21 protein-coding genes are annotated in these 26,631 nt (G+C 70.6%); 18 read left to right on the top strand and 3 right to left on the bottom strand.

Features of this window, described 5'->3' with window-relative positions:
* The first annotated feature begins 192 nt into the window (after positions 1 to 192).
* From C516_RS0109745 to guaD, 11 genes are all read left to right on the top strand, one after another.
* Positions 193 to 1,575: an MFS transporter gene (locus C516_RS0109745; protein ID WP_018718194.1), complete on the top strand. Its 1,383-nt coding sequence runs from the start codon at positions 193 to 195 to the stop codon at positions 1,573 to 1,575.
* Positions 1,576 to 1,640: 65 nt separating this feature from the next.
* A complete protein-coding gene (locus C516_RS0109740; protein WP_018718193.1) occupies positions 1,641 to 3,050 on the top strand; it encodes a NarK family nitrate/nitrite MFS transporter in 1,410 nt (469 codons plus the stop codon).
* A gap of 85 nt (positions 3,051 to 3,135) precedes the next feature.
* On the top strand, positions 3,136 to 6,888 hold the full coding sequence (locus tag C516_RS0109735) for a nitrate reductase subunit alpha (protein WP_018718192.1): 3,753 nt from the start codon (positions 3,136 to 3,138) through the stop codon (positions 6,886 to 6,888).
* On the top strand, positions 6,885 to 8,453 hold the full coding sequence (narH, locus tag C516_RS0109730) for a nitrate reductase subunit beta (protein ID WP_018718191.1): 1,569 nt from the start codon (positions 6,885 to 6,887) through the stop codon (positions 8,451 to 8,453). The genes C516_RS0109735 and narH overlap by 4 nt, the downstream gene beginning before the upstream one ends.
* A gap of 10 nt (positions 8,454 to 8,463) precedes the next feature.
* Positions 8,464 to 9,153, top strand: coding sequence for a nitrate reductase molybdenum cofactor assembly chaperone (gene narJ / locus C516_RS0109725; RefSeq protein ID WP_018718190.1), 690 nt, complete (start codon positions 8,464 to 8,466; stop codon positions 9,151 to 9,153).
* An 18-nt stretch (positions 9,154 to 9,171) separates the two neighbouring features.
* The gene (gene narI / locus C516_RS0109720; RefSeq protein ID WP_018718189.1) at positions 9,172 to 9,858 is read left to right on the top strand and encodes a respiratory nitrate reductase subunit gamma; all 687 of its coding nucleotides are present in this window, start codon (positions 9,172 to 9,174) and stop codon (positions 9,856 to 9,858) included.
* A gap of 98 nt (positions 9,859 to 9,956) precedes the next feature.
* Positions 9,957 to 10,919, top strand: a complete 963-nt coding sequence (locus C516_RS19240; protein ID WP_084594160.1) for an MliC family protein — start codon at positions 9,957 to 9,959, stop codon at positions 10,917 to 10,919.
* Positions 10,919 to 11,581: a hypothetical protein gene (locus C516_RS0109710; RefSeq protein ID WP_018718187.1), complete on the top strand. Its 663-nt coding sequence runs from the start codon at positions 10,919 to 10,921 to the stop codon at positions 11,579 to 11,581. The genes C516_RS19240 and C516_RS0109710 overlap by 1 nt, the downstream gene beginning before the upstream one ends.
* Positions 11,582 to 11,656: 75 nt before the next feature.
* Complete coding sequence (locus tag C516_RS0109705) at positions 11,657 to 12,415, top strand: peptidylprolyl isomerase (protein ID WP_018718186.1); 759 nt, start codon at positions 11,657 to 11,659, stop codon at positions 12,413 to 12,415.
* 120 nt (positions 12,416 to 12,535) lie between these two features.
* On the top strand, positions 12,536 to 13,711 hold the full coding sequence (locus C516_RS0109700) for a M24 family metallopeptidase (protein ID WP_018718185.1): 1,176 nt from the start codon (positions 12,536 to 12,538) through the stop codon (positions 13,709 to 13,711).
* Between the two features lie 92 nt (positions 13,712 to 13,803).
* Positions 13,804 to 15,123: a guanine deaminase gene (guaD, locus tag C516_RS0109695; protein ID WP_018718184.1), complete on the top strand. Its 1,320-nt coding sequence runs from the start codon at positions 13,804 to 13,806 to the stop codon at positions 15,121 to 15,123.
* 13 nt (positions 15,124 to 15,136) lie between these two features.
* Here guaD and C516_RS0109690 read toward each other — a convergent pair whose 3' ends face one another.
* The gene (locus tag C516_RS0109690) at positions 15,137 to 15,844 is read right to left on the bottom strand and encodes a GntR family transcriptional regulator (protein WP_018718183.1); all 708 of its coding nucleotides are present in this window, start codon (positions 15,842 to 15,844) and stop codon (positions 15,137 to 15,139) included.
* Between the two features lie 305 nt (positions 15,845 to 16,149).
* Between C516_RS0109690 and xdhA the strand changes: the two genes are divergently transcribed.
* The 3 genes from xdhA to xdhC are packed head-to-tail and all read left to right on the top strand — an operon-like array spanning position 16,150 to position 20,749.
* Entirely contained in the window at positions 16,150 to 17,613 is a 1,464-nt protein-coding gene (gene xdhA / locus C516_RS0109685; protein ID WP_018718182.1) for a xanthine dehydrogenase small subunit, read from the top strand.
* Entirely contained in the window at positions 17,610 to 19,967 is a 2,358-nt protein-coding gene (gene xdhB, locus C516_RS0109680; RefSeq protein ID WP_018718181.1) for a xanthine dehydrogenase molybdopterin binding subunit, read from the top strand. Before xdhA ends, xdhB begins: the two co-directional genes overlap by 4 nt.
* Entirely contained in the window at positions 19,964 to 20,749 is a 786-nt protein-coding gene (gene xdhC / locus C516_RS0109675) for a xanthine dehydrogenase accessory protein XdhC (protein WP_018718180.1), read from the top strand. The genes xdhB and xdhC overlap by 4 nt, the downstream gene beginning before the upstream one ends.
* Before the next feature lie 82 nt (positions 20,750 to 20,831).
* On the opposite strand, the gene C516_RS0109670 is transcribed toward xdhC, so the two are convergent.
* Entirely contained in the window at positions 20,832 to 22,016 is a 1,185-nt protein-coding gene (locus tag C516_RS0109670; protein ID WP_018718179.1) for an NAD(P)/FAD-dependent oxidoreductase, read from the bottom strand.
* A gap of 479 nt (positions 22,017 to 22,495) precedes the next feature.
* Between C516_RS0109670 and C516_RS0109665 the strand changes: the two genes are divergently transcribed.
* Genes C516_RS0109665 through C516_RS0109650 form a run of 4 tightly spaced genes read left to right on the top strand, consistent with a single transcriptional unit; the run spans position 22,496 to position 26,107 of the window.
* Positions 22,496 to 22,873 carry a hypothetical protein gene (locus C516_RS0109665; protein ID WP_018718178.1) on the top strand — a complete coding sequence of 126 codons (378 nt, stop codon included), beginning with the start codon at positions 22,496 to 22,498 and terminating at the stop codon, positions 22,871 to 22,873.
* Positions 22,870 to 23,577 carry a glutamine amidotransferase-related protein gene (locus C516_RS20505; protein WP_018718177.1) on the top strand — a complete coding sequence of 236 codons (708 nt, stop codon included), beginning with the start codon at positions 22,870 to 22,872 and terminating at the stop codon, positions 23,575 to 23,577. Before C516_RS0109665 ends, C516_RS20505 begins: the two co-directional genes overlap by 4 nt.
* Positions 23,578 to 23,637: 60 nt before the next feature.
* A complete protein-coding gene (locus C516_RS19230) occupies positions 23,638 to 25,074 on the top strand; it encodes an RsmB/NOP family class I SAM-dependent RNA methyltransferase (protein ID WP_018718176.1) in 1,437 nt (478 codons plus the stop codon).
* A gap of 46 nt (positions 25,075 to 25,120) precedes the next feature.
* On the top strand, positions 25,121 to 26,107 hold the full coding sequence (locus tag C516_RS0109650; RefSeq protein WP_018718175.1) for an NAD(P)H-quinone oxidoreductase: 987 nt from the start codon (positions 25,121 to 25,123) through the stop codon (positions 26,105 to 26,107).
* Positions 26,108 to 26,125: 18 nt separating this feature from the next.
* On the opposite strand, the gene C516_RS0109645 is transcribed toward C516_RS0109650, so the two are convergent.
* Entirely contained in the window at positions 26,126 to 26,602 is a 477-nt protein-coding gene (locus tag C516_RS0109645) for a MarR family transcriptional regulator (protein WP_018718174.1), read from the bottom strand.
* Between the last annotated feature and the right edge of the window lie 29 nt (positions 26,603 to 26,631).

Here is a 26,631-nt window from a genome sequence, read left to right as displayed (position 1 = left end):
GGTATTCCAGAGGGTTTTTCACCTGAAGTAACAGTGACTTGGCATGCTATTCCGGGATACCCAGCAATATATATGTAACTGATTTTCCGGGAATATTCGAGATTCATGATTGACCTGGATCAAGGGGCGCCCGCCTTCACGAGCCCACGCTGACACCCAGTCAATCATTCCCCTCGTGTCAGGGAGGCTGCCATGAAGAACCTGGAAGGCGTAACGAGGCCCGATCAGTATCGGGCGCTGACGCTGAGCACCGTCGCGTTCACCGTGTGCTTCGCGGTGTGGACGATTTTTTCGGTCCTCGGGGTGAAGATCAAGCAGGAGCTCGGGCTCAACGAGACCGAGTTCGGTATCCTGATCGCGACGCCGGTGCTCACCGGCTCCATCAGCCGGATCTTTCTCGGTATCTGGACCGAGCAGTACGGCGGCCGGCGGGTGTTCAGCATCCTCATGCTCGTTACCGCGGTGTGCGTGTTCCTGCTCTCCTACGTGCACACCTACTGGATGTTCCTGATCGCCGCCCTCGGTGTGGGCCTGGCCGGCGGCTCGTTCATCGTGGGTATCGCCTACACCTCCTACTGGTTCGAGAAGGAGCGCCAGGGCACGGCACTGGGGATCTTCGGCGCGGGTAACGTGGGTGCGGCGGTGACCAACTTCGGTGCCCCGTTCCTGCTGGTCGCCCTCGGCTGGGAGCGCACCGCGGAGGTCTACGCGGTGATCCTGGCGATCATGGCGGTCGTGTTCTGGGTGCTCACCAAGGAGGACCCGATGACCGTGGCCCGGCGGAAGGCCGGTGCCCGGGGTACCTCCGCGCTCACCCAGCTCGAGCCCCTGCGTTACGTGCAGGTGTGGCGCTTCGCGCTGTACTACTTCTTCGTCTTCGGCGGCTTCGTCGCCCTGGCCTCCTATCTGCCGCGTTACTACGTCGGCGCCTACGGGCTCAGCATCGGCGTCGCCGGCACGCTCGCCGCGCTGTACTCGCTGCCCGCCAGCGTCTTCCGTGCCCTCGGCGGCTATCTCTCCGACCGCCTGGGGGCGCGCACGGTGATGTACCTCACCTTCATCGCCTCGCTGGTATGCCTGTTCCTGCTCGCCTACCCGGAGACCCGCTACGTGGTCGAGGGCAAGAACGGCCCGATCGCGTTCAGCCTGGCCATGCCGCTGTGGGGTGTGGTGACGATCACCGTGCTGCTCGGCTTCTTCATGTCCCTGGGCAAGGCCGCGGTCTACAAGCACATCCCGGTCTACTATCCCGACCACGTCGGCTCCGTCGGCGGTCTGGTGGGGATGATCGGCGGTCTTGGCGGCTTCTTCCTGCCCATCCTCTTCGGGATCGTGCTCGACCTCACCGGCGTGTGGACCAGCTCCTACATGGTGCTGTTCGTGCTGGTCGCGGTGATGCTCATCTGGATGCACGTGGCGATCCGCCGCATGGAGCGCCGGCGCATTCCCGAGCTCTCCGAGGAGCGCTACCGCTACCTCCCGGAGATCCAGGAGCAGGGTGAGGCCGGACACGGTCAGTCCGCGTCGGCCTCCACCCCCGAGCACGGCGGCTCGGGTGCCGGGGCCCGCGCCTGAAAGAAAACACGGCGGCCGGGGTGAGCGCCCCGGCCGCTGCAAGCAACCATCGGGAGTTATCGACCATGGCCATCAATAACACGGCAAACAAGGGCGGGCACCAGGGCCGGGTGCTCACCGACTGGCGCCCCGAGGACGCCGAGTTCTGGGAGCGCGAGGGCAAGGCCGTCGCCACACGTAACCTCTGGATCTCCATCCCCTGCCTGCTGCTGGCCTTCTGCGTGTGGATGGTCTGGAGCGCGGTGGCGACGCGGCTGAACAACATCGGCTTCACCCTGACCACCAATGAGCTGTTCTGGCTCACGGCGCTGCCGGGGCTGTCCGGCGCGACCCTGCGCATCTTCTACAGCTTCATGGTGCCGATCTTCGGCGGCCGCCGCTGGACGGCGATCTCCACGGCCTCGCTGGCGTTGCCGGCGCTGTGGATGGGCGTGGCCGTGCAGGACCCGGGCACCACCTTCTGGGAGTTTGCCGCGATTGCGCTGCTGTGCGGTTTCGGCGGCGGCAACTTCGCCTCCAGCATGGCGAACATCAGCTTTTTCTACCCCAAGAGCCAGCAGGGCACCGCCCTCGGCCTCAACGCCGGTCTCGGCAACCTGGGCGTGTCGGTGATGCAGTTCGTGGTGCCGGCGGTGATCACCACCGGCTCGCTGTCGTTCATGTTCGGTTCCTACCAGACCCTCGCGGACGGCGGCCGGCTGTGGCTGCAGAACGCCGGGCTGGTGTGGGTGCCGTTCATCGTGCTGTTCACCGTGATCGCGTGGTTCGGGATGAACGACGTGGCCTCGGCGCGGGCCTCGTTCCGTGACCAGGCCGTGATCTTCCGGCGCAAGCACCAGTGGCTGATGAGCTGGCTCTACATCGCCACCTTCGGCAGCTTCATCGGCTACTCCGCCGGCTTCCCCATGCTCATCAAGACCCAGTTCCCCGACGTCGACCCGCTGCAGTACGCCTTCCTCGGGCCGATGGTGGGTGCGCTCATCCGCCCCGTGGGTGGCTGGATGGCCGACAAGATCGGCGGTGCACGGGTCACGCTGTGGAACTTCGTGGTGATGATCGCCGCGGTCTTCGGGGTGGTCTACTTCCTGCCGGTGATGGGCACCGCGGGCAACTTCTGGGGCTTCTTCCTGGCCTTCATGGTGCTGTTCGTGACCACCGGCGTGGGCAACGGCTCCACCTTCCGGATGATCCCGATCATCTTCCACACCCAGCACGGGCGCTGGAGCGAGGGCAAGGACGAGGCCGCACGGGCCCAGGCCGTGAAGGACGCCAACAAGGAGTCGGCGGCGACGCTGGGCTTCAGCTCGGCGCTGGCGGCCTACGGTGCCTTCTTCATCCCCAAGGCGTACGGCACGTCCATCGCCCTGACCGGCGGTCCGACCGCCGCCCTGTACGCCTTTGTCGCGTACTACGTCACCTGCGTCGTCGTGACGTGGTGGTTCTACGAGCGTCACAACGCGGAGATCCCCTGCTGAGCACGGTCCCTGCCGGAGGCCCGCCCCCAGAGCGGGTCCCGGCCGGCCCCGATGACGACAGACAACGCTTGAACGAGGCCCGACCATGAGTCACTTTCTCGACCGCCTGATGTTCTTCCGCAAGGTCCAGGACCAGTTTGCGGACGGCCACGGCCAGACCACCTACGAGGACCGCTCGTGGGAGAAGGCCTACCGCCAGCGCTGGCAGCACGACAAGATCGTGCGCTCCACCCACGGGGTGAACTGCACCGGCGCCTGCTCCTGGAAGATCTACGTCAAGGACGGCCTGGTCACCTGGGAGACCCAGCAGACCGACTATCCGCGCACCCGTCCCGACCTGCCCAACCACGAGCCCCGGGGCTGTCCGCGCGGGGCGAGTTATTCCTGGTACATCTACTCGGCGAACCGGCTGAAGTACCCCATGATCCGTGGCCGGCTGCTGCGGGCATGGCGTGAGGCGCGTGCCGAGCACAATGACCCGGTGGACGCCTGGGCGGCACTGACCTCGGACCCCGAGCGCGTACGCGATTACCAGTCCGTGCGCGGGCTCGGCGGGCTGGTGCGTGCCGACTGGGACGAGGTCACCGAGCTCATCGCCGCGGCCAACATCCACACCATCAAGCGTTACGGGCCGGACCGCATCGCCGGGTTCTCGCCGATCCCGGCCATGTCCATGCTCTCCTACGCCGCGGGCACGCGTTACCTCTCGCTGCTCGGCGGCGTGTGCCTGTCGTTCTACGACTGGTACTGCGACCTGCCGCCGGCGTCGCCGATGACCTGGGGCGAGCAGACCGACGTGCCCGAGTCCGCGGACTGGTACAACTCGAAGTTCATCATGATGTGGGGCTCCAACGTGCCGCAGACGCGCACCCCGGACGCCCACTTCATGACCGAGGCGCGCTACAACGGCACCAAGATGGTCACCGTCTCGCCGGACTACGCCGAGGCGACCAAGTTCGCCGACCGCTGGCTAGCGCCGAAGCAGGGCACCGACGCCGCACTGGCGATGGCCCTCGGCCACGTGATCCTGCGCGAATACCACCTCGACAATCCCAGCGACTATTTCGTCGACTACTGCCGGCGCTATACGGACATGCCCTTCCTGGTGCGCCTCGACGACAACGCCGGGCACACCGTGCCGGGACGCTTCCTGCGGGCGGCGGACTTCGCCGAGGCCCTGGGCGAGGACGGCAAGCCGGACTGGAAGACCGTCGCCTTCGACGAGGCCAGCGACGAGGTGGTCGTGCCCCAGGGCTCCGTCGGCTTCCGCTGGGACGAGAGCGGGGGCTGGAACCTGGAGCAGCGCGACGGCCAGGGCCGGGAGATCTCCCTGCGCCTGAGCCAGCTCGACAGCCGCGACGATGTCGCCACCGTCGCCTTCCCGTACTTCGGCGGCATCGCCCACGAGCACTTCAACAGCACCGAGCACCCGGACGTGCTCGAGCGCCGCGTGCCGGTGCGCCGCGTGACCCTGGCCAACGGCGAGACCGCCCGCGTGGCCACGGTCTACGACCTGATGATGGCCCACTACGGCCTCGACCGCGGCCTCGACGACGATGCCGTGGCCTCGAGCTACGACGACGATCTCCCCTACACCCCCGCGTGGCAGGAGCACATCACCGGCGTCGACCGCCGCGACGTGGTGCAGGTCGCCCGGGAGTTCGCGGAGACCGCCCACAAGACCAACGGCCGTTCCATGGTCATCCTCGGTGCCGGGCTCAACCACTGGTACCACATGGACATGAACTACCGCGGCATCATCAACATGCTGGTGATGTGCGGCTGCGTCGGCCAGAGCGGGGGCGGCTGGGCCCACTACGTGGGCCAGGAGAAGCTCCGTCCGCAGACCGGCTGGCTGCCGGTGGCCTTCGCCCTCGACTGGGCCCGGCCGCCGCGGCAGATGAACGGCACCTCGTTCTTCTACGCCCACACCGACCAGTGGCGCTACGAGCGGCTGCGCGTCGACGAGATCCTCTCGCCGCTGGCCGACGCCGACGACTGGCAGGGCAGCCTCATCGACTACAACGTCCGTGCCGAGCGCATGGGCTGGCTGCCGTCCGCGCCCCAGCTCGGGCGTAACCCCCTGGAGGTGGCCCGCGAGGCCATCGAGGCGGGCGAGGACCCCAAGGCCTACGTGGTCGAGCAGCTGCGCTCCGGGCGCCTGCACATGGCCTGCGAGGACCCGGACGACCCGGCGAACTACCCGCGCAACATGTTCGTGTGGCGCTCCAACCTGCTGGGCTCCAGCGGCAAGGGCCACGAGTACTTCCTGCGCCACCTGCTCGGCACCAGCGACGGTGTCCAGGCCGAGGACCTCCACGAGCTCGACGACGGCGAGAAGCCCGCCGAGGTCACCTGGCACGACGAGGCGCCACGGGGCAAGCTCGACCTGCTGGTGACGCTGGACTTCCGCATGTCCACCACCTGCCTGTACTCCGACGTCGTTCTGCCCACGGCCACGTGGTACGAGAAGAACGACCTCAACACCTCGGACATGCACCCGTTCATCCACCCGCTCTCCGAGGCGGTGAACCCGGCGTGGGAGTCCCGCAGCGACTGGGACATCTACCGCGACCTGGCGAAGCGGTTCTCCGAGCTGGTGAACGGCCACCTCGGCGTGGAGAAGGACGTGGTCACGGTGCCGCTGCTCCACGACACCCCCGCGGAGCTCGCCCAGCCCTACGACGTTCAGGACTGGCGCAAGGGCGAGTGCGACCCGGTGCCCGGGCAGACCATGCCCAACATCACCGTGGTCGAGCGCGATTACCCGGCGCTCTACGAGCGCTTCACCGCCCTCGGCCCGCTCATGGAGCAGCTCGGCAACGGCGGCAAGGGCATCAGCTGGAACACCGAGGCGGAGGTCGAGTTCCTCGGCCGCCTCAACGGCCGCTGGCACGACGGCGAGCACCACAAGGGCCGGCCGAAGATGTACACCGCCATCGACGCCGCCGAGACGGTGATGAGCCTCGCCCCGGAGACCAACGGCCACGTTGCGGTCAAGGCCTGGGGGGCGCTGGAGCGATTCACCGGACGTGAGCACAGCCACCTGGCAGCGCACAAGGCGGACGAGTCGATCCGCTTCCGCGACATCGTCGCCCAGCCGCGCAAGATCATCTCCTCGCCCACCTGGTCGGGGATCGAGTCCGAGGAGGTCTGCTACAACGCCGGCTGGACCAACGTCCACCAGCTCATCCCCTGGCGCACGCTCACCGGCCGCCAGCAGCTCTACCAGGACCACGCGTGGATGCGGGCCTTCGGCGAGGGCTTCACCACCTACCGTCCGCCGGTGAACACGCGCACCGTCCGGCCGCTGCTGGGCGAGCGGGGCAATGGCAACCCCGAGCTGGTGCTCAACTGGATCACCCCGCACCAGAAGTGGGGCATCCACAGCACCTATTCGGACAACCTGCTCATGCTCACGCTCTCCCGCGGCGGGCCCATCGTGTGGATGTCGGAGGGTGACGCCAAGCGTGCCGGCATCGAGGACAACGACTGGATCGAGGTGTTCAACACCAACGGCGCGCTGGTCGCGCGGGCGGTGGTCTCCCAGCGCGTCCCGGACGGGATGACGATGATGTACCACGCCCAGGAGCGCATCGTGAACACCCCCGGATCGGAGATTACCGGCGCCCGCGGCGGCATCCACAACTCCGTGACCCGGGCGGTGCTCAAGCCCACCCACATGATCGGCGGCTACGCCCAGCAGAGCTGGGGCTTCAACTACTACGGCACGGTCGGCTCCAACCGCGACGAGTTCGTGATCGTCCGGCGGATGGACAAGGTGGACTGGCTGGAAGGCGACGACGAAAGCATTCTGGAACAGGAGTACACGCGATGAGGGTGCGCGCACAGATCGGCAAGGTACTCAACCTCGACAAGTGCATCGGCTGCCACACGTGCTCGGTGACCTGCAAGAACGTGTGGACCTCGCGCGAGGGTATGGAGTACGCCTGGTTCAACAACGTCGAGACCAAGCCCGGCATCGGTTATCCCAAGGACTGGGAGAACCAGGACCGCTGGCGGGGTGGCTGGCAGCGCACGGGCCGCGGTGACCGCGCGGGCATCCGCCCGCGCATCGGCGGCAAGTGGCGGGTGCTTGCCAATGTCTTCGCCAACCCGGACCTGCCGGAGATCGACGACTACTACGAGCCGTTCAACTTCGACTACCAGCGCCTGCACAACGCCCCGGAGTCGAAGGCCCAGCCGACGGCCAAGCCGTACTCGGCGATCACCGGCAAGCCCATGGACAAGATCGAGTGGGGGCCGAACTGGGAGGAGATCCTCGGCGGCGAGTTCGAGAAGCGCTCCCAGGACTACAACTTCCAGAACGTGCAGAAGGAGATCTACGGGCAGTTCGAGAACACCTTCATGATGTATCTGCCCCGTCTCTGCGAGCACTGCCTCAATCCCACGTGCGTGGCGAGCTGCCCGTCGGGGGCGATCTACAAGCGCGAGGAGGACGGCATCGTCCTGATCGACCAGGACAAGTGCCGGGGCTGGCGCATGTGCATCTCCGGCTGCCCGTACAAGAAGATCTATTACAACTGGCAGTCCGGCAAGTCGGAGAAGTGCACCTTCTGCTATCCGCGCATCGAGGCCGGCCAGCCCACGGTCTGCTCCGAGACCTGCGTGGGCCGCATCCGCTACCTCGGGGTGATGCTCTACGACGCCGACGCCATCGAGGAGGCCGCCTCCACGGCCAGCGAGCAGGACCTCTACGAGGCCCAGCTGCGGGTGTTCCTCGACCCCAATGACCCGGAGGTCATCGCCCAGGCCCGCCGCGACGGCGTGCCCGACTCCTGGCTGGAGGCGGCGAAGGTCTCGCCGGTCTACCGCATGGCGATGGAGTGGAAGGTCGCCTTCCCGCTGCACCCGGAGTACCGCACGCTGCCGATGGTCTGGTACGTGCCGCCGCTCTCGCCGATCAGCGCCGCGGCGGACGCCGGCCACGTCGGCCTTGACGGCCTCATCCCGGACGTGGAGAGCCTGCGCATCCCGCTGACCTACCTCGCCAACATGCTCACCGCCGGCGACGAGCGCCCGGTGGCCTCGGCGCTCCGGCGCATGCTTGCCATGCGCCTCTACCGCCGGCGTCAGACCGTCGACGGCGTCACCGACCGGGAGCTGCTGGAGCAGGTGGGCCTCAGCGAGGCGGCCATGGAGGAGATGTACCAGGTCATGGCCATTGCCAACTACGAGGACCGCTTCGTGATCCCCACCAACCACCGGGAGCTCAGCACCGACGACCCCTGGGGCGAGCGCAGCGGCTGCGGCTTCAGCTTCGGCGACGGCTGCCACACCCAGGGCGTCACCCGGCCGAACCTCTTCGGTGCCAAGAACCCGCGCAAGCGGGCGTTCCCCAACCGCGAGGACCTGCTGGCGCGGGCCCGCAAGGTCTCCTGAGGAGGGCACCATGCAGACACTGAAGGTAATCGCGGCACTGCTGCACTATCCCGACGCGGCGCTGCAGCGGCACGTCGACGAGATCCTGGAGGCCCTCGACGCCGAGGCCCTGGTCACCGGCGAGTCCCGCCGGCGGATCGGGGCGCTGGCGGCGGAGCTGCGCGACAGCGACCTGCTGGACGTGCAGTCCCGCTACGTCGAGACCTTCGACCGCGGCCGGGCCCGCTCGCTGTATCTCTTCGAGCACGTCCACGGCGAGTCCCGCGACCGCGGGGCCGCCATGGTGGACCTCCAGCTCGCCTACCGGGCCGCCGGCTTCGAGATCGCGGTCAGTGAGCTGCCGGACTACGTGCCGCTGTTCCTGGAGTTCTGCGCGTCGCTGCCGGACGGCGAGGCCCTGGCGTGGCTGGAGGAGGTGGGGCACCTGATCCAGCTCCTCCACGCCCGGCTCGCCGAGCGGGAGAGCCCCTACGCCGTACTCCTGGAGCCGCTGCTCGCCTTTGCCGCGGTGGAGGCGGACGAGTCGGTGCGCGAGCGTGTGGCCGCCGAGCCCCGGGACGACACCCCGGAGGCGCTCGACGCGGTGTGGATGGAGGCGCCGGTGACCTTTGGCCCGGAGGGCGGCTGCGGTGCCGCCGCCGGGCGCAAGGGCGGGGCGCAACCGGTGCAGTGGGGCGCGCCGCGCAGCGGCACGGCCTGAACAATCGAGGAGGCGACCATGTCGTTCCTGAACAACCTGCTTTTCGGCTACTACCCGTATATCGCGGGCACGGTCTTCCTGCTCGGCAGCATCGTGCGCTTCGATATGAGCCAGTACACCTGGAAGACCAACTCCAGCCAGCTGTTCGACTCCAGCCGGCGGTTCCGTATCGGTAACATCCTCTTCCACGTGGGCATCATCCTGCTGTTCTTCGGCCACCTCGTCGGGCTGCTGATGCCCCACTGGATGTACCCGTGGTTCGGCCTCACCCCCGGCAGCAAGCAGGTGATGGCGATGACCGCCGGTGGCATCTTCGGCACCCTCGCCCTGGTCGGCGGCTGGATCCTGATCCAGCGCCGGCTGACCAACGAGCGCGTGCGGGCCAACTCGAGCCGCATGGATACCTTCATCATCCTGCTGCTGTACGTGCAGCTGGTACTGGGCATGCTCACCATCCCGGTCTCGGCGACCCACCTGGACGGTGGCACGATGCTGGAGCTCGCCGACTGGGCGCAGCACATCGTGACCTTCCGCCCCGGCGCGGCGGAGTACATCGCCGACGTGAGCCTGGTGTTCAAGCTGCACCTGTTCCTCGGGCTGACGACCTTCCTGGTCTTCCCGTTCACCCGGCTCGTCCACATCTGGAGCGCGCCGGTGTGGTACCTCGGGCGCAGCTACCAGCTGGTGCGTCAGCGCCAGGGCTGAGCCTCCGCCACCCCGCCGCCTGCGGGTGGCGGGGCGTGCGCCGGGCGCCGTCGATCAGGCATGCTGCGGCCGAGCCGTAAGCGACCCGGAGAAGGCCGATGACGCCACGACTGACCCGACTCGCTGTGACCGCGGTGCTTGCGCCGCTCACCGGCTGTGCCGTGCCCGCGGGTGACGGCGCGGACGTGGGCGGTGCCGCGGCGGGGCCGCCGGAGCAGGCGCCCGTGACCCGTTATCGCTGCGGCGATACCGCCGTAGACCTCGTCGGTACCGGCGCCACCGCCTGGCTGAACGCCGGTGGCCGGCGCTACCGGCTCGAGCGGGTGCGTACCGCCTCGGGGGCGAAGTACGCGGGCCGGGGTGGCGCGGTCAGTGTCTGGTCCCACGGCCGGCGCGCCCGGGTCGTGCTCGACGGCCGGGCGCTGCCGGAGTGCGTCGCCGCGCTTAGCCGGCCCTACGAGGCGCGGGGCAACGAGCCGGGTTGGCACCTGGAGCTTAGGGACAGCCGCCTGGTCCTGGTGGCGGACTACGGCGAGCGGCGCGTCGACCGTCCCGCGCCGGCGCCCGAGCCGGTGGCCGGCGGGCGCCGTTACCGGGCGCCGGGCAGCGGCGGCGCCGACGCGGTCACGGTGACCGTGCGCGAGGGGCCGTGCGCGGACGACATGACCGGCATGCCCCATCCCCACCGGGTCGAGGTGGGCCTGGACGGCCGCACGCTGCGCGGTTGTGGCGGCGATCCCCGGGCGCTGCTCACCGGCCGCCGCTGGCGGGTGACCGGGATGCCGGCGGCAGGGCACACGGACGCCGGCGCCGACACCCTGCGCTTTCGCCGGGACGGGCGGGTCACCGGGCGGGCGGCGGGACGGCCTTACGCCGGCACCTATACGCTGACGCCCGCCACGCTGAGGCTGAGCGGGCTGGCGGCGGCCGGTGACGGTGCCGCGCCGCGTCTGCTGCGCCTGCTCGCCGACGTGCGCCGCTTCGGCATCGCCGACGACGGCGCGCTGATCCTTCACACCGGTGACGGACGGCGTCTCCGTGCGGTCGGGGAGGCGCAGTGATGGCCGGGGAATCCGTGCACAAGCGCCCGGTGGCGGGCGAGCTCACCGTCCACTTCCCCAGGTTGTCGATCGCCGGCACCTTCGGCGGGGCCGACGAGACCTTCGTGATCGCGGACGTGGACGAGCGCCTCGCGAGCCTGGTCGAGCCGGGGCTGCTGCGTTCCGGCTTCACCGAGCTGCGTTTCACCGGTCGGCGCTACCGCCTGGATGACCCCCGCGACCGCGGTGCCGGGGAGATCGCCGGCGACGTTCTGGGCCGCCTCTTCGGCAGGCCGCGGCGCCGCGTCACCTGGCGCGCCGGGGCGGGCGTGGTGGCCGAGCTGGAGACGGATTCCACGGTGGACAGCGGCGGTATCCAGAAGCGCCGGAGCTGGACCGCGCATTACCGCCTGGACGGTACCGGCTACAAGGTGCTCTGCCGCCGGCACAGCGCTGGCCGGCGCGGGCTGGACCGCACGCTGTTCGCCGACGGGCTGGCCGTTGCGGAGGCCGTGCCCAACCCGTTCTCGGCGCTGGAGCTCGACCTTACCGTCCAGCGGCCGGTGCCGCTGGACGCCCTTGCCATTGCCGTCCACATGATGGGCTGGCTGCCCACCGCCTCCGGCTCCGCGGGTGGCGGCACGGCCGGTGGCGGTGGTGGCGACGGCGGCGGGGGCTGCTGAGACCGCGGACCGGCGGCCGCGGACCGACACCATCAGCCGGGTCGCCATGACCCGGCGCGACACGAGAGGGCAACGATGCCTATCACGATCAACGCAATCGAGATCAGCGACGAGGCGGTGAATATCGAGTCCGCCAACTACGAGGGCGGGGACATCGCCGAGCGCCAGCGCCAGGCGGCGGTGGCGCTCGCCGTGCGCGAGCTGCTGCGTCAGCGGGCGGTGGAGACCGGCCTCGCCACCGAGGCCGAGGCCGACGACGGCGTGATCGACGCCCTCATCGAACGCGAGGTCACCATCCCGGAGGCCGGCGACGACGACTGCCGGGCCTACTACGAGAACAACCGCGAGCGCTTCCGCGAACCGCCGAGGGTGTACGCCCGGCACATCCTGCTGGCGGCGCTGCCCGACGATCCCGACAAGCGCGTGAGCCAGCGCGACCAGGCGGAGGCGCTGATCGCCGAGTGCCGCGACGGTGCGCCGTTCATCGATCTCGCCCGGCGCCACTCCGACTGCCCGTCCCGGGAGTACGGCGGTGAGCTCGGCGAGATCGCCCCGGGGGCGACCGTGCCGGAGTTCGAGCGCGCCGTGTGGCGGCTGCCCGAGGGGCTGGCGGCGCGCCCCGTGGAGACGCGCTACGGCTGGCACGTCGTCGACGTGCAGAGCCACGAGCCCGGCCACCTGCCGGACTACGAGACGGTGCGCCCGCGCATCGCCGACTACCTCACCGAGCGGGTGCGCCGCCGCGCCTTCGGCCAGTACGTGCGGCTGCTCGCCGCCGAGGCGGACATCGAGGGTGTCGACCTCGACGCCGCGGACTCCCCGCTGGTGCAGTGAACCAGTGAGAAGATCGGTCACTCCCTGGCACGGTGTGGAGACGCCTGCCATGCTGTCCGGCGGACCGCCCGCCGCGCGGCGGGCGTCAGTCACCACGGCCCGGGGAGGGCACGAGCACCGATGGACTACCAACGTTATCGCGAGGTCCTGAGCGAGCGCGTCGGCCGGCTGCCGGCGCGGTTCGATGCCGGGGAGTACCGGCGCCGCCTGGAGGCGGTGCGCGCGGGCATGCAGCGCGACGGCCTGGAGGCGCTGCTGGTCACCGACGCCGCCGAGGTGTGCTATCTCACCGGCTACTCGACCTTCGAGGTCTCCGTGTCCATCGCGCTGGTGGTCACGCCCTCGCGGACGTGGCTGCAGGTGCCCTCCATCGAGACCGGCCCGGCGGTGACCATGGCCCACGTCGACGAGATCGTGGGCTATCGCTGGGAGTTCCCCCACGAGGCCACGCGGCAGCTCGCCGAAGCCCTGGCCGGAGCGCGCCGGGTCGGCGTCGACGAGTGGGCACCGGGCCTGCGCCCCGGGCTGCTCGCCGCGCTGAGCGCCGTCCACGAGGCCGAGTGGGTCGCCACCGGCGAGCTGGTCGCGGCGGTGCGGCGGGTGAAGTCCGACGCCGAGCTGGCGGTGCTCGCCGAGAGCGCACGGATCACCGAGGCGGGCCTGGCGGCCTCCGCGGAGACTGTCGCCCCCGGTGTGACCGACTCCGAGGTCGCCGCCGCCGGCGCCCGCGCCATGCTCGCCGCGGGCAGCGAGTTCATGAGCATGCAGCCCATCGTCGCCGCCGGCGTGCGCTCGAGCATCATCCACAGCAACCATAACGGTCACCGGATCGCCGACGGCGAGCCGGTGTTCCTGGAGTACGGCGCCGTGCGCGGGCGCTATACCGCGCCGCAGATGCGCACCGTGGTCTGCGGCGAACCCACACAGGCCATGCGCGGGCTCTATGGCGCCTGCGCCGATCTCGTCGCGGGCCTGCGCGAGGCCATGCGCCCGGGCAACACCTTCGACGCCGCCGCCCGGGCGGCGGAGGCGGTGCTAGCGCCCCACGCCGACTCGGTGTTCTTCTCCGGTGTGTTCGGCTATACCGTCGGCGTGCAGTTCCCGCCGTCCTGGGTGGAGGGCACGGGCTTCATTGCCCGTGGGGTCGGGACGGTGTTCGAGCCGGGCATGGTCTTCCACCTGCCCATTTGCCTGCGCCGTCCCGGCGAGTGGGGCATCGGCATGAGCGAGACAGTGGTGGTCGAGGCCGGCGGTGCGCGGGCGATCACCGCCAACGACTGGGAGCTGGGCACCTGAGGGCGGGTGCCGGGTGGTTCCCCCGGCGAAGTGAATACAGTTATCCTCTTTGATTGTGTTCAGTTCGCCCAAAGGGGGACGCGCCGGTGACAATGAGCCCATCCGAGGCGCGCCGTGCGATCCGCGGCTGCATCGTCCATTGCCTGCACGACCCGGGCGAGGGCGACGACCCGAACGCGCTGGAGATCCTCGAGGACGGCGTGATCGTCATCGAGGACGGCCGGGTCGTGCGCACCGGCCCCGCAGACGCCGTGCTCCCCGGGCTGGACGCGGACACCCCGGTGGCGGACCACCGCGGCCGGCTGGTGATACCCGGGATGGTGGACTGCCACGTCCATTACGCCCAGACCGACGTGATCGCGAGCTTCGGCGAGCAGCTCCTCACCTGGCTGGAGCGCTACACCTTCCCCGCAGAGGGGCGTTTCCACGATGCCGGGCTCGCCGCCGAGACGGCGCGGTTCTTCGTCGACGAGCTGCTGCGCAATGGCACCACGTCGGCACTGGTGCTGGGCACGGTGCACGCCGTTTCCGCGGACGCCATCCTCGAGGCGGCGCGGGCGCGGGGTATGCGCCTGGCGGCGGGCAAGGTGCTGATGGACCGCAACGCCCCGGACTACCTCCGGGACACGCCGGAGACGGGCTACCGCGACACCCGCGCGCTGATCGAGCGCTGGCACGGCGTCGACCGGCTGAGTTACGCCATCACCCCGCGCTTCGCGCCCACCTCCAGCGACGCCCAGCTAGAGCGGGTCGGCGAGCTCGCGCGGGCGTACCCGGACACCTACGTGCACACCCACGTGGCCGAGAACGCCCAGGAGGTCGCCTGGGTGGCGGAGCTCTTCCCCTGGAGCCGGAGCTACCTGGACGTCTACGACCGCTACGGCATGCTGCGCGAGCGCGCACTCTACGCCCACTGTATCCACCTGGACGACGACGACCGCCGGCGCATGGCGGAGACCGGGGCGGTCATGGGCTTCTGCCCGACCTCGAACCTGTTCCTCGGCAGCGGCCTGTTCGATTACGCCGCGGCGCGCAGCGCGGGGGTGCGGGTGGGCCTGGCGACGGACGTCGGCGGCGGTACCAGCATGAGCATGCTCCGCACCGCCGCGGAGGCGTATAAGGTGGCCCAGCTCCGGGGGACGGCGCTGTCGCCGGCGCGGCTGCTTTACCTTACGACCCTGGCGGGGGCGGAGGCGCTGTCCGTGGCGGACCGCATTGGCAGTTTCCGTGCCGGGTGCGAGGCGGACCTGGTGGTGCTCGACCCCGCCGCGACGCCCATGATCGCACGGCGCACCGCCGCGGCGGAGACCGTCGCGGAGCGGCTGTTCGCGCTGTTCACGCTGGGTGACGAGCACTGCATCGCCGAGACCTGGCTCCAGGGCCAGCCCGCCTATACCCGCGCCGCCTCCTGAGCGCGGCGCCCGCTCAGCGCCGGAGGATGCTCGCGAGGTCGACCTGGCCGTCGCGCTCGGCGAGGGTCAGGCGTTGCTCAAGGTGGTCGAGGTGTTCGCGGGCGAGCCGGGCGGCGAGCTCGCTGTCGCCGGCGAAGATCGCATCCGTGATGCCGCGGTGGTCGCCCTCGCGGTAGCAGGCGCTGATCCCCGGGACCTTGTACAGGGCGACCGCGATGGAGGTGCGCAGGATCAGCTCACGCAGGATCCCGGCGAGCACCTGATTGGGGCAGAAGTCCGCGAGGCGCTCGTGGAAGCGCAGGGACAGGTGGATGCGGTCTTCGTGGGCGCCCTCGCGGTGGGCGGTGTGCTCGGCGTCGACCAGGCCGGCGATCTCCGTGCGCGCCGTCTCGCCGAGGTGACCGGCGACCTGGCGGATCACCTCGCTCTCGATGTGGCGGCGCGCCTCGAATATCTGGGCGGTCTCCTCCGGCCCCGGTCTCGCGACCACCGCGATCTGGTTGCGCCGCATCAGGATGATGTGGTCGCCCGCGAGCCGGACCAGCGCCCGGCGGACCACCGAACGGCTTACCCCGAAGATCTCGCTCAGTGTCAGCTCCGGCAGACGCGAGCCCGGCGGCAGCTGCTGGGCCAGTACGGCGTGGCGGATTGCGTCGTAGATCCGGTCCTCGGCGCGTGCCGCCGAGTGCGTGCTACGTCCCTGAGCCAGCGATTGCACCATGTCGTTCAAGGTCGGCCGTGACGGTTGCCTGGGGCATTGGGTAAGGCCCCGTAAGGTAACCCGTTTGCCGCATTACGTCACGCACCGGTCCCCGGGAAAGTTGCCTTCATGTTGTGTCGACAATTAATGTCTAATACTGTCGTCAAATAGCCCCCATGACCGGATGATGCCGGTGGAATGCGGGGCGGTGGTTCCCGTCCGGCGACATGCAGGGCCGGATCGGCGGATTTGAATGTCGACAATAGGCTTCTAGTCTTTGGGTACAGGCGGCGATTCGACAGGCCGCCGGGCTGCGGGAGAAGATGATGACGGATTCGGTGCGTTTCCTGTTCGGCCACGAGATGCGGGAGCTCCGCGACGTGGACCCGACCCGGACCGTGCTCCAGTGGCTGCGCGAGGACCAGTACGCCACCGGCACCAAGGAGGGCTGTGCCGAGGGGGACTGCGGCGCCTGCACCGTGGTCCTCGGCGAGCCGGACGGGGAGGGTGGCATGCGCTATCGCGCGGTCAACGCCTGCATCCTCTTCGTGCCGGTGCTCGACGGTCGCCAGCTACTCACCGTGGAGCACCTCGCTGGCGCGGACGGCGCCATGCACCCGGTCCAGCGTGCGATGGTGGACCACCACGGCTCCCAGTGCGGGTTCTGCACCCCCGGTTTCGTGATGTCGCTGTTCGCGCTCTACCTCGAGGGCGGGCGTCCGGACCGGCAGCGGATCAACGATACCCTGGCGGGCAACCTCTGCCGTTGCACCGGCTACCGGCCGATCGTCGACGCCGCGCTCGCCATGCACGACTATCCCTGGGACGACCCGGTCCGTGCACGGGCCGCCGGGACGGCGGAGCGGCTGACGGCGCTGCGCCGCACCGACACCCTGGCGCTGGCGTGGCAGGGGCGGCGCTACTTCGCACCGGTGTCCGCCGACGGCCTGGCCAGGGTCCTCGGTGAACACCCGGACGCGACCCTGCTCGCCGGCGGCACCGACGTGGGGCTGTGGGTGACCAAGCGCCACATGGACCTGGACACGGTGGTCCACGTCGGCGACGTCGCGGAGCTCCACGGCATCCACGAGGACGCGGACGGCGTGGCTATCGGTGCGGCGGTCACCCACGGCGAGGCGCTGGACGTGCTTGGGCGCCGCTTCCCGGACTTCGGCGAGCTCCTGCGCCGTTTCGCCTCGGTGCAGATCCGCAACTCCGGGACCCTGGGCGGCAACATCGCCAACGGCTCGCCCATCGGCGACAGCATGCCGGTGCTCATCGCCCTGGGGGCGCGGCTGACCCTGAACGGCCCGGACGGCCGGCGGGAGATGCCCATCGAGGATTACTTCATCGACTACGGCCGCCAGGACCGCCGCCCCGGGGAGTTCGTCGAGCGTGTCTGGATCCCCGCCCTCGGCGGGGACGAGCACTTCCGCTGCTACAAGATCTCCAAGCGCTTCGACCAGGACATCTCCGCGGTCTGCGCCGCCTTCCGCCTGCGCCTGTCGGACGGCCGGGTGGTGGCGATCCGTACCGGCTTCGGCGGCGTCGCCGCCACCCCGCGGCGGGCGCCGCGCACCGAGCGCGAGCTCACCGGCGCCGCCTGGGACGAGGCCGGGGTCCGTCGCGGCGAGGCCGCGCTGGCCGCCGAGCTCACCCCGATCACGGACATGCGCGCGAGCCGGGAGTACCGCCGGCTCGTTGCCGCGCAGCTGTTGCACAAGTTCTACATCGAGACGACGGATCCGCAGGCCCGCACGCGGGTGCTCGCGGAGGAGGCCGCGTCATGAGCGAGACCGATACCCGCCGGGGCAACCCGGGCGTGAACGTCGCCCGGCCCCACGACAGCGCCCACAAGCACGTCAGCGGCAGCGCCCGCTACGTCGACGACCTGCCCGAGCCCCGGGAGCTGCTCCACGCCTATGCCCGGCTCGCGGAGCGCGCCCATGCCCGCATCAACCGGCTGGACGTCTCCGCGGTCGACGGCGGGGGCGTCGCCGCCGTGGTCACGCCGGAGGGGCTCGGCACCACCAACGACATCGGCCCGGTCTTCCCGGGCGACCAGGTGTTTGCCGACGGCGAGGTACTCTTTTACGGGCAGCCGCTGTTCGCCGTCGCCGCGGGCAGCATCGACGCCGCCCGGCGCGCGGCGATGCGCGCCGAGGTGGACTACGAGGACCTGCCCGCGATCCTGGACGTGGATGCCGCGCTGGATGCCGACGCCGACCTGCTGGCGCCCAAGCGCTGGCGCCGTGGTGAGCCGGAGGCCGCCATCGAGGCCGCGCCCCACCATCTTGAGGGCCGGACCTACGTGGGCGGCCAGGAGCATTTCTACCTGGAGGGCCAGGTGGCGATGGCCGTCCCCCAGGAGGACGGCGACATGCTCGTCTACAGCTCCACCCAGCACCCCTCGGAGGTGCAGCACCTGGTCGCGAAGGTCCTCGGCCTGCCGGATCACGCGGTCACCGTGGAGACCCGGAGGATGGGCGGCGCCTTCGGCGGCAAGGAGACCCAGGGGGCGCAGATCGCGGTCATCGCCGCGCTGCTCGCGCAGCGCACGGGGCGGCCGGTGAAGTACCGCCTCGACCGCGACGACGACATGACCATGACCGGCAAGCGCCACGATCTGCGCATCGACTACCGGGTGGGCTTCGACGACGACGGCCGCATCCGCGGCATCACCTTCATGCAGGCAGTGCGCTGCGGCTACGCGCCGGACCTCTCGCACTCCGTCTCCGATCGGGCGATGTACCACGCGGACAACGCCTACTTCCTGGAGAACGTCGAGATCACCTCCCGGCGGCTGCGCACCAACACCGTCTCCAACACCGCCTTCCGCGGCTTCGGTGGGCCCCAGGGGATGGTGGGCATGGAGCACGTGATCGAGGAGATCGCCCGCGAGCTCGGCCTGGATCCGCTGGCCGTGCGCCGCCGTAACCTCTACGGCGTGGACGAGCGCAACATCACCCCCTACGGCATGACCGTGGAGGACAACATCCTCCCCGAGCTGCTCGGCGAGCTGGAGACGAGCTCCGAGTATGCCCGCCGACGCGAGGCGGTGCGTGCGTACAACGCGGCGAGCCCCTGGCTGAAGAAGGGCATCGCGGTGACGCCGGTGAAATTCGGCATCTCCTTCACCGCCAAGCACCTCAACCAGGCGGGCGCGCTGGTGCTTGTCTACCAGGACGGCAGCGTCCAGCTCAATCACGGCGGCACCGAGATGGGCCAGGGACTGCACATCAAGGTGGCCCAGGTGGTGGCGGAGGTCTTCGGCATCGACCTCGAGCGGGTGCGGATCACCGCCACCCATACCGGCAAGGTGCCGAACACCTCGCCCACGGCGGCGTCCTCCGGCTCGGACCTCAACGGCGCCGCCGCCTACAACGCGGCGACGAAGATCGTCGACCGGCTGCTTCCGGTCATCCGCGACCACTTCGACGTGTCCACGGACGCCGCCATCACCTTCCGCGACAACGCCGTGTACGCCGGCGGCCGCGAGCTCGCGTCCTTCGCGGAGGTGGTACGCCTCGCCTACTTCCGCCGCGTGCAGCTCTCCGCGGCGGGCTTCTACGCCACGCCGAAGCTCCAGATCAACGAGGACGGCACCGGCCGGCCGTTCTACTACTTCGCCTACGGCGCGGCCTGCTCCGAGGTGGTGGTGGACACGCTCACCGGCGAGTATCGCGTCACCCGGGTGGACATCCTCCACGACGTGGGCCGCTCGTTGAACCCGGCTATCGACATGGGCCAGATCGAGGGCGGCTTCATCCAGGGCATGGGCTGGCTGACCACCGAGGAGCTGTGGTGGGACGAACACGGCCGGCTGATGACCCACGCGCCGTCCACCTACAAGATCCCCGCGTGCAGTGACCTGCCCGCCGACTTCCGCGCCCGCATCTACGAGCGGGGCGAGAACGTCGAGGAGGCCCTTTACCGTTCCAAGGCGGTGGGCGAGCCGCCGCTGATGCTGGCGATCTCCGTACTCCACGCGCTGAAGGACGCGGTCGCCTCGGCGGCCGACTATCGCGTGGCCGCGCCGCTGCACGCCCCGGCGACGCCGGAGGCGGTGCTCATGGCCGTGCAGGCGGTGCGCGGGACCGTCGGCGCCGGGGTTGCCGCGGCGCAGCCGGAGGTCGCCGGATGAGCCACTGGAGCGAGCGCCTGGCCGGGCACTACCGTGCCGACGAGGCCTGCGTCGTGGTGACCCTCGTCGCCATCGAGGGCTCCTCGCCCCGGGAGCCCGGGGCGAAGATGCTGGTCACCGCCGAGGGTGCCAGCGGCACCCTCGGCGGCGGCACCGTCGAGCACCTGGCGCAGGAGCGTGCGCGCGAGATCCTCGCCGCCGGTGCGGGCAATATCGACGGCCCGGCGCTGGAGTCCTTCACCCTCAACGACGCCATCGACCAGGCCTGCGGCGGGCGCATGTCGCTGCTCTTCGAGCCGGTCTGGCCGGCCGCCTTCCGCATCGGCCTGTTCGGCGCGGGCCACGTGGGTCAGGCGCTGGTCCGGGTGCTCGCCGACGTGCCCTGCCGGATCCACTGGGTGGATTCTCGCCCCGGCATGTTCCCGGAGGCGGTGCCCGGTGTCGCGGAGCCGGTGCTCGCCGAGCAGCCGGAGAAGGAGGTCGAGTCGCTGCCCGACGGGGCCTTCGTCATCGCCATGACCCACAGCCATGACATCGACCTGGAGATCGTCGACGCCGCGCTGCGTGCCGGGCGTTTCCCGTTCGTGGGCACGATTGGCTCGAAGACCAAGCGCGCGCGATTCCGCAGCCGCCTCGCCGAGCGCGGGCTCGACGAGGCCACCATCGACGGGCTCACCATTCCCATCGGTCTGCCCGGCGTGGGTGGTAAGCGGCCCGCGGAGATCGGCGTCGCCGTCGCCGCCCAGCTCCTCCAGTGGCGCGACGCCGGGGGCCGCTCCTGAATCGGCCGGATCGGTCGATGCGCGGCAACCACGGTGTGGTCCGCGCCTGCCACAGGCAGCGGAAGCCGCTGCCGGGCCGCGCCTACAGCGTGCCGCCGCGCAGCAGGTGGTGCCAGTAGAAGCGCGGCAGGAAGTCCTTCTTGAAGTGCCACATGCTCCGGCGCTCCTCCGTCGGCTTACCGGGGAAGGTGGGAGCGAGCTCGCCGCCGTAGCGGAACTCCGCGAGCAGCACCCGCCCGTAGGCCGTGGTCAGCGGGCAGGCGCCGTAACCATCGTAGGCCGCTTCGCTGGTGCGGCCGTCGAGCTCGGCGAGCAGGCCGTCCACCACCACCGGCGCCTGGCGGCGCACCGCCGCGGCGGTCTTGGAGTTCGGCGTGTTGCAGGCATCGCCGAGCGCAAACACCGCCGGGTAGTCGGGATGGCGCAGGGTGGCCTTGTCGACGGCGATCCAGCCCGCCTCGTCCGCCAGCGGTCCCTCGCGCACGAACGCCGGGGCGCGCTGGGGCGGGGTGACGTGGAGGACGTCGTAGCCGACGGTCTCGTCGCCGTCCTCGCCGGTGAACGTGGCCTCCCGGCGGGCGCCGTCCACCGCGGTGAGGCGGCGGCCGTAGTGCACGTCGATACCGTGGCGCTCGGCCACTCGCTCCAGCGGCGGCACGAACTCGGGCACCGAGAACAGCGCCTTGCCGGCGGTGTAGAAATCGATCTGTGCCTCGTCGCGGTGTCCCTGCCGACGCAGGTGGTCGGCGGCGAGGTAGGCGATCTTCTGCGGCGCACCCGGGCACTTGATCGGCATCGGCGGCTGCGTGAACACCAGCCGGCCGCCGCGGTGGTCACGCAGGCACTCCCAGGTGTAGCCGACGGTGCCGGGTGAGTAGTTGCTGCAGACGCCGTCGCGCCCGAGGGCCTCGGCGACGCCGGGGATGGCGTCCCAGTCGACCGTGAGGCCGGGGGCGAGCACCAGGTGGCTGTAGCCGAGCTCGCGGCCGTCGTCGAGGCCCACCCGGGACTGTGCCGGATCCACCGCGGTCACCGCGGCACGGTGCCAGGTCACGCCGTCGGGCATCACCCGGGCCGTCGGGCGCGAGAGTTCCGGCAGACGCGCTACGCCGGCGCCGGCGAGGGTGAAGCCGGGCTGGTAGTAGTGGGTGTCGGACGGCTCGATGACCGCGACGTCGATGTCGCTGCGCCGTCGGCGCAGCTGGGCGGCCACGGTGATGCCGGCGGTGCCTCCGCCGACGATGAGAACGTCATGGGATTGCGTCATGCCCCTCGCCCCGGTTGTGCGTTTCCGGCAACCTTACGCAGGGCTATATATATTTTGAAGGAATAATGGATTCTTTGTTATGACCGTTGGGAACTAAAAAACCATACCGGTTTGAGTTTGCTCATTGCGAGCGATTCACCGCCTCAATGGAACGATTGAAATTTCCCATCGCTCAGCGTCTTGCCGTTTGTGCGATGCAGCGTGACAATAGTCTCCGATCCGGTCATAGGTACTGCCGTACCGTTCCCCGGGAGTGTGTCGGAGGCCCGATGCGTGGTCCGGCCCCCGCCTGATCCTGGCCCGCCACGCCGGCGCATGAGCGCGCCGTGCGGTCAGATGCGCCACGCTCCGAGAAGCGGCAATACCTATGACCGGCTCGATTGCCCCGGCGGCGCCCGCCCCGGGGTATTTCCGTTTGGGTCAGTGGGTCTTTTTCGCGGTGGGGTGTTTGCCCGCCGCCCGTTGCGGGGGTCGTTGCGATGTTTGTGGATGAGCAGTTTCTGCGGGTGGCCGAAGAGCTCGGCTGGGATATCAACCGCCAGGTCGCCAAGCTGGAGGCCTTCGCGGAGATTTTTGGCACGAGTGCGCCGATGGAGGAATACCTCGATCGCCGGGGCGTGACGGGATCCGCCCGACGCGACCTCAAGCTGGTGCGCAATGTCTACCTCGAGTTCGTGGAGTCGATAGGCAACCGCGGTGCGATGAATCATTTCCTGCGCAACGAGATGCGCCTCGCCGCCGAGGCGGCACGGGCGGCGGAGCAGGCCGCCCGCGAGACCCCGGCGGTGCCGCCGGTTCCCGCGGCGCGGACCGGCTGGTTCGCGCGCTTGCGGCGGCGGATGCAGGCGCGGGCATGAGCACGCCGCGCATCGGGGTGCTGCTCTGCGATGACCTCCACGAGGGGCTCGATACCGCGTGGCCGAGCTACGGCGCGCTGTTCGGGGCGATGCTCGGCGATGCCGGCCCGGTACGCTCGTGGCGGTTTCATGCCGGCGAGCGGCCGGAGAGCGTCACCGAGGCCGACTGCTGGGTGGTCAGCGGCTCGCGCGCGGATGCCTGGGCGGACACCGGCTGGGTGGCGGAGCTGCGGGGCTTCGTGGCCGCGGCCCGCGAGGCCGGGCAGCGCCTGCTCGGCGTGTGTTTCGGCCACCAGATCGTCCACGCCGCCCTGGGCGGGCGGGTCGGCCGCGCGCCGCAGGGCTGGGGGCTGGGCATCTACCCGGTCGCCGCGACCCGCGCGTTCGGCCCCTGGGCCGCGGGGGAGCCGCTGGCGCTCCTCTCCGTCCACCAGGACCAGGTCCTCGAGCCCGCGCCGGGGCTGGAGGGGATCGCCGCGGGGGCGTTCTGCCCGCACTATGCGAGCGCGGCGCCGGGCGTGCTCACCGTCCAGGGCCACCCGGAGTTCGACCGCGATTTCTTCACGGCGCTATTGCCCCGGGCCGGCGAGAAGGCGGGTGCCGAGGCGGAGCGCCGGGCGCGGACGAGCCTCGACCAGCCGAACGATCACGCCCGTTTCGCCGCGCTGCTGCGCGACTTCGCGGCCGGCCACGATCCCGTCTGAGCCGTGAAGCGCGGCGAGGCGAATGGCATACTGTCGCGCCCCACGAGCCGTGACGGTGCCATGAGCGACGACGCCCCGAATGCCACCGCGGAGCGGGTCTACGGCCGCTACCGCGCCATCGTCCCGGACTGGGACGCCTTCCTCGAGAGCCTCACCCGACCGCTGGCGCCCACGGTGTGGCCCCACCCCGCGCGGATCAGCCGTGACGGGCTGCAGCGCCTGCTGTCGGAGGCGGGTGTCGGGAGCACGCCGGTGCCGTGGCACCCGAGCGCGCTGCGCCTGTCCGAGGGGTTCGGGGCGGGTGGCCACTGGGGGTACTTCGCGGGGCTCTACCAGTCCCAGGAGGCGGTCGCGACGGTGCCCGTGATGCTGCTCGACCCTTTGCCCGGCGAGCGCGTCCTGGACATGTGCGCGGCGCCGGGGAACAAGACCGCCCAGATCGCCCTGGCCATGGGCAATCGCGGCACCGTCCATGCCAACGAGGTCCAGCGCGGGCGGCTGTCGCCGCTGCAGGGCACGATCCGCCGGCTGGGCCTGCTCAACGTCAGCATCACCCTGCGCCCCGGCGAGGACCTGGCGCTCTCGAACGGTCCCTTCGACCGGATCCTGGTGGACGCGCCGTGCAGCGGTGAGGGGATCTGGCGCAAGGTCGTCGGCGAGCGCGCGATGAAGCACTTCCAGGTCGCCGACGCGACCATGCGCGAGCGCCTGGCGGCGCGCCAGCAGCGGCTGCTCGCCCGGGCGGTCCGGCTCGCGCGGGTCGGCGCGCGCATCGTCTACTCCACCTGCACGGTGGCGCCCGAGGAGAACGAGGCGGTGGTGGACGCGGTGCTGCGTGCCTTTCCCGGCCAGCTCGCGGTGCGCCCGGCCCGGCTGCCCGGCTTCGAGTGTTCGCCGGGGATCACCGAATGGGCGCGTGCGGGCTTCGACCCGTCCCTCGCCGGGGCTGCGCGGGTCTGGCCGCACCAGAACGACACCGGCGGCTTTTTCGCGGCGGTGCTGGAGAAGGTGGACGGCCCCGAGCCCGACGGCGCGCTGGTCCACCCGGCGGGCGCGGACGACGCTGTGCTCGACGAGCTCGGGGCGACCTACGGGCTCGATGAAGACGCCTTTGCCGGCGTCACCACCCACCGTGGCGGCGGCCGCTACCTCAGCGCGGTCAGCGCGGACCACCGCCTGCCGCCGGGGCTCGCGACGCAGACCACCGGTCTGCCGGTGCTCGGTACGCAGGCCCGGCCGCCGAAGCCGACCACGGCGTTCGCGCTGGCCTGGGCGCCGGCGGCGCAGGCGAATATCCTGGACGTGGACGACGCGGGCCTTGCCGACTACATCGCGCGGCGGCCGCTGTATCTCGACCGTGCCGAGGTCCCCGAGGCACCCTACGTGCTGGTCCGCCACCGGGGGCACGGCATCGGCGTGGCCCATGTGCGCGGCCGCCAGGCGGACGGCCGGGTGGCCTTCGCCAGCCTTCACCCCAAGGCCTGGGCCGGGCGCTGAGCCCGCGTCCGCGAATACGCATTCACCCGCCATAGGAGACGAGCCGATGCAGGTCTGGCACATCCCCGAACCCGGTGGCCCCGAAGCGCTGACCCTTGCCGAGCGTCCGGACCCGGTCCCGGGCCCCGGCCAGCTCGTGGTGCGCGTGCGCGCCGCGGGCGTCAACCGTGCCGACGTGCTCCAGCGCCTCGGTCACTATCCGGCGCCGCCCGGCGTGGTGGCGGATGTCCCCGGGCTGGAGTACGCGGGCGAGGTCGAGGCCGTGGGCGAGGGCTGCGTGCAGCGCCGGGTCGGCGATCGGGTGATGGGCCTGGTCGGCGGCGGTGCCTACGCCGAGCGCGTGCTCGTGCACGAGCGCGAGACCCTGCCGGTGCCCGAGGGCATGGACGACGCGCGGGCCGCGGCGCTCCCCGAGGCCTTCCTCACCGCGTGGCGCGCCATCGCCCTGGAGGGGGGGCTGCGCCCGGGCGGCTTCTGCGTGATCCGCGCCGCCACCTCCGGCGTGGGCACGGCGGCGGTGCAGCTGGCCCGCGCCATCGGGGCCCGCAGCCTGGGGACCGGCCGGGACGCCGCCCGGCTGGACGCGGTACGCGCCCACGGCATGGACGCCGCGTTCGTCGACGACGGCGAGGCGTCACTCGCGGATGCGGTGCGCGGGGCGAACGCCGGCGAGGGGGCCGACGTGATCCTGGACCTGGTGGGCGGCGACGGCCTGCCCGCGGCGCTCAAGGCGCTGCGCGCCGAGGGCACGCTGGTGCTGGTGGGGATGATGGGCGGCAGCCGTACCGAGCTGAACCTCGGCGCGGTGCTCATGCGCCGGCTCACGCTCCGGGCGATGACCATGCGCAGCCTGCCGCTGGAGCGCCGTATCCAGGTGGTGCGTGCCTTCGAGGCGGAGATGCTGCCGCTGTTCGCGCACGGCGGTCTGGCACCGGTGCTGGACCGGACCGTGGCGTTCGCGCAGGCACCGGAGGCACACCGGATCATGGAGTCCGGTCAGCACCTCGGCAAGCTGGTGCTCACCCACGGCTGAGCCGGCCGAGGGTGCGGCTCAGTCGCGCTCGCGTTCGGATTCCGTGATCGTGGCTGCGCGCTCGCGCAGCCGCTCGAGCACGGTGACGGTCGTGCGCAGCTCCGTCTCGTCGAGGCCCTCGACCATCTCGTCGCGCAGTGTCGCGGCGACGCTCATGATCTGGTCCAGCGCCCGGTGGGCGCGCTCGGTAAGGTAGATGCGGTTGCGCCGGCGGTCGTCGCTGCAGGCCTTGCGCTCGATCCAGCCGTCGGCGGCGAGGCGGTCGAGCAGGCGCACTACCGTCGGCGGCTCGATGCCCGTTCGTGCAGCGAGCTCGCGCTGGGTCAGCCCCTCGCCACCGCGGGAGATGTTCATGAGCGTGCGCCATTTGGCCTGGCTGAGCCCCAGCGGGCGCAGCCGCGTGTCCAGGGCCTGGCGCCACTGCTGGGCGGTCTCCGCGAGCATGAGCCCGAGGTGGTCGATATCCGCCGCGTCGGTCTGTGGGGAACGGGTCATGGACCGTGCCTGTCGTCTTTCGGTCAGCC

The sequence above is a fragment of the Arhodomonas aquaeolei DSM 8974 genome (assembly GCF_000374645.1).
In the GTDB taxonomy this organism is placed as follows: Bacteria; Pseudomonadota; Gammaproteobacteria; order Nitrococcales; family Nitrococcaceae; genus Arhodomonas; species Arhodomonas aquaeolei.
The sequence above is the reverse complement of the archived record's forward strand: the minus strand, read 5'-3'. Positions and strand labels throughout refer to the sequence as shown.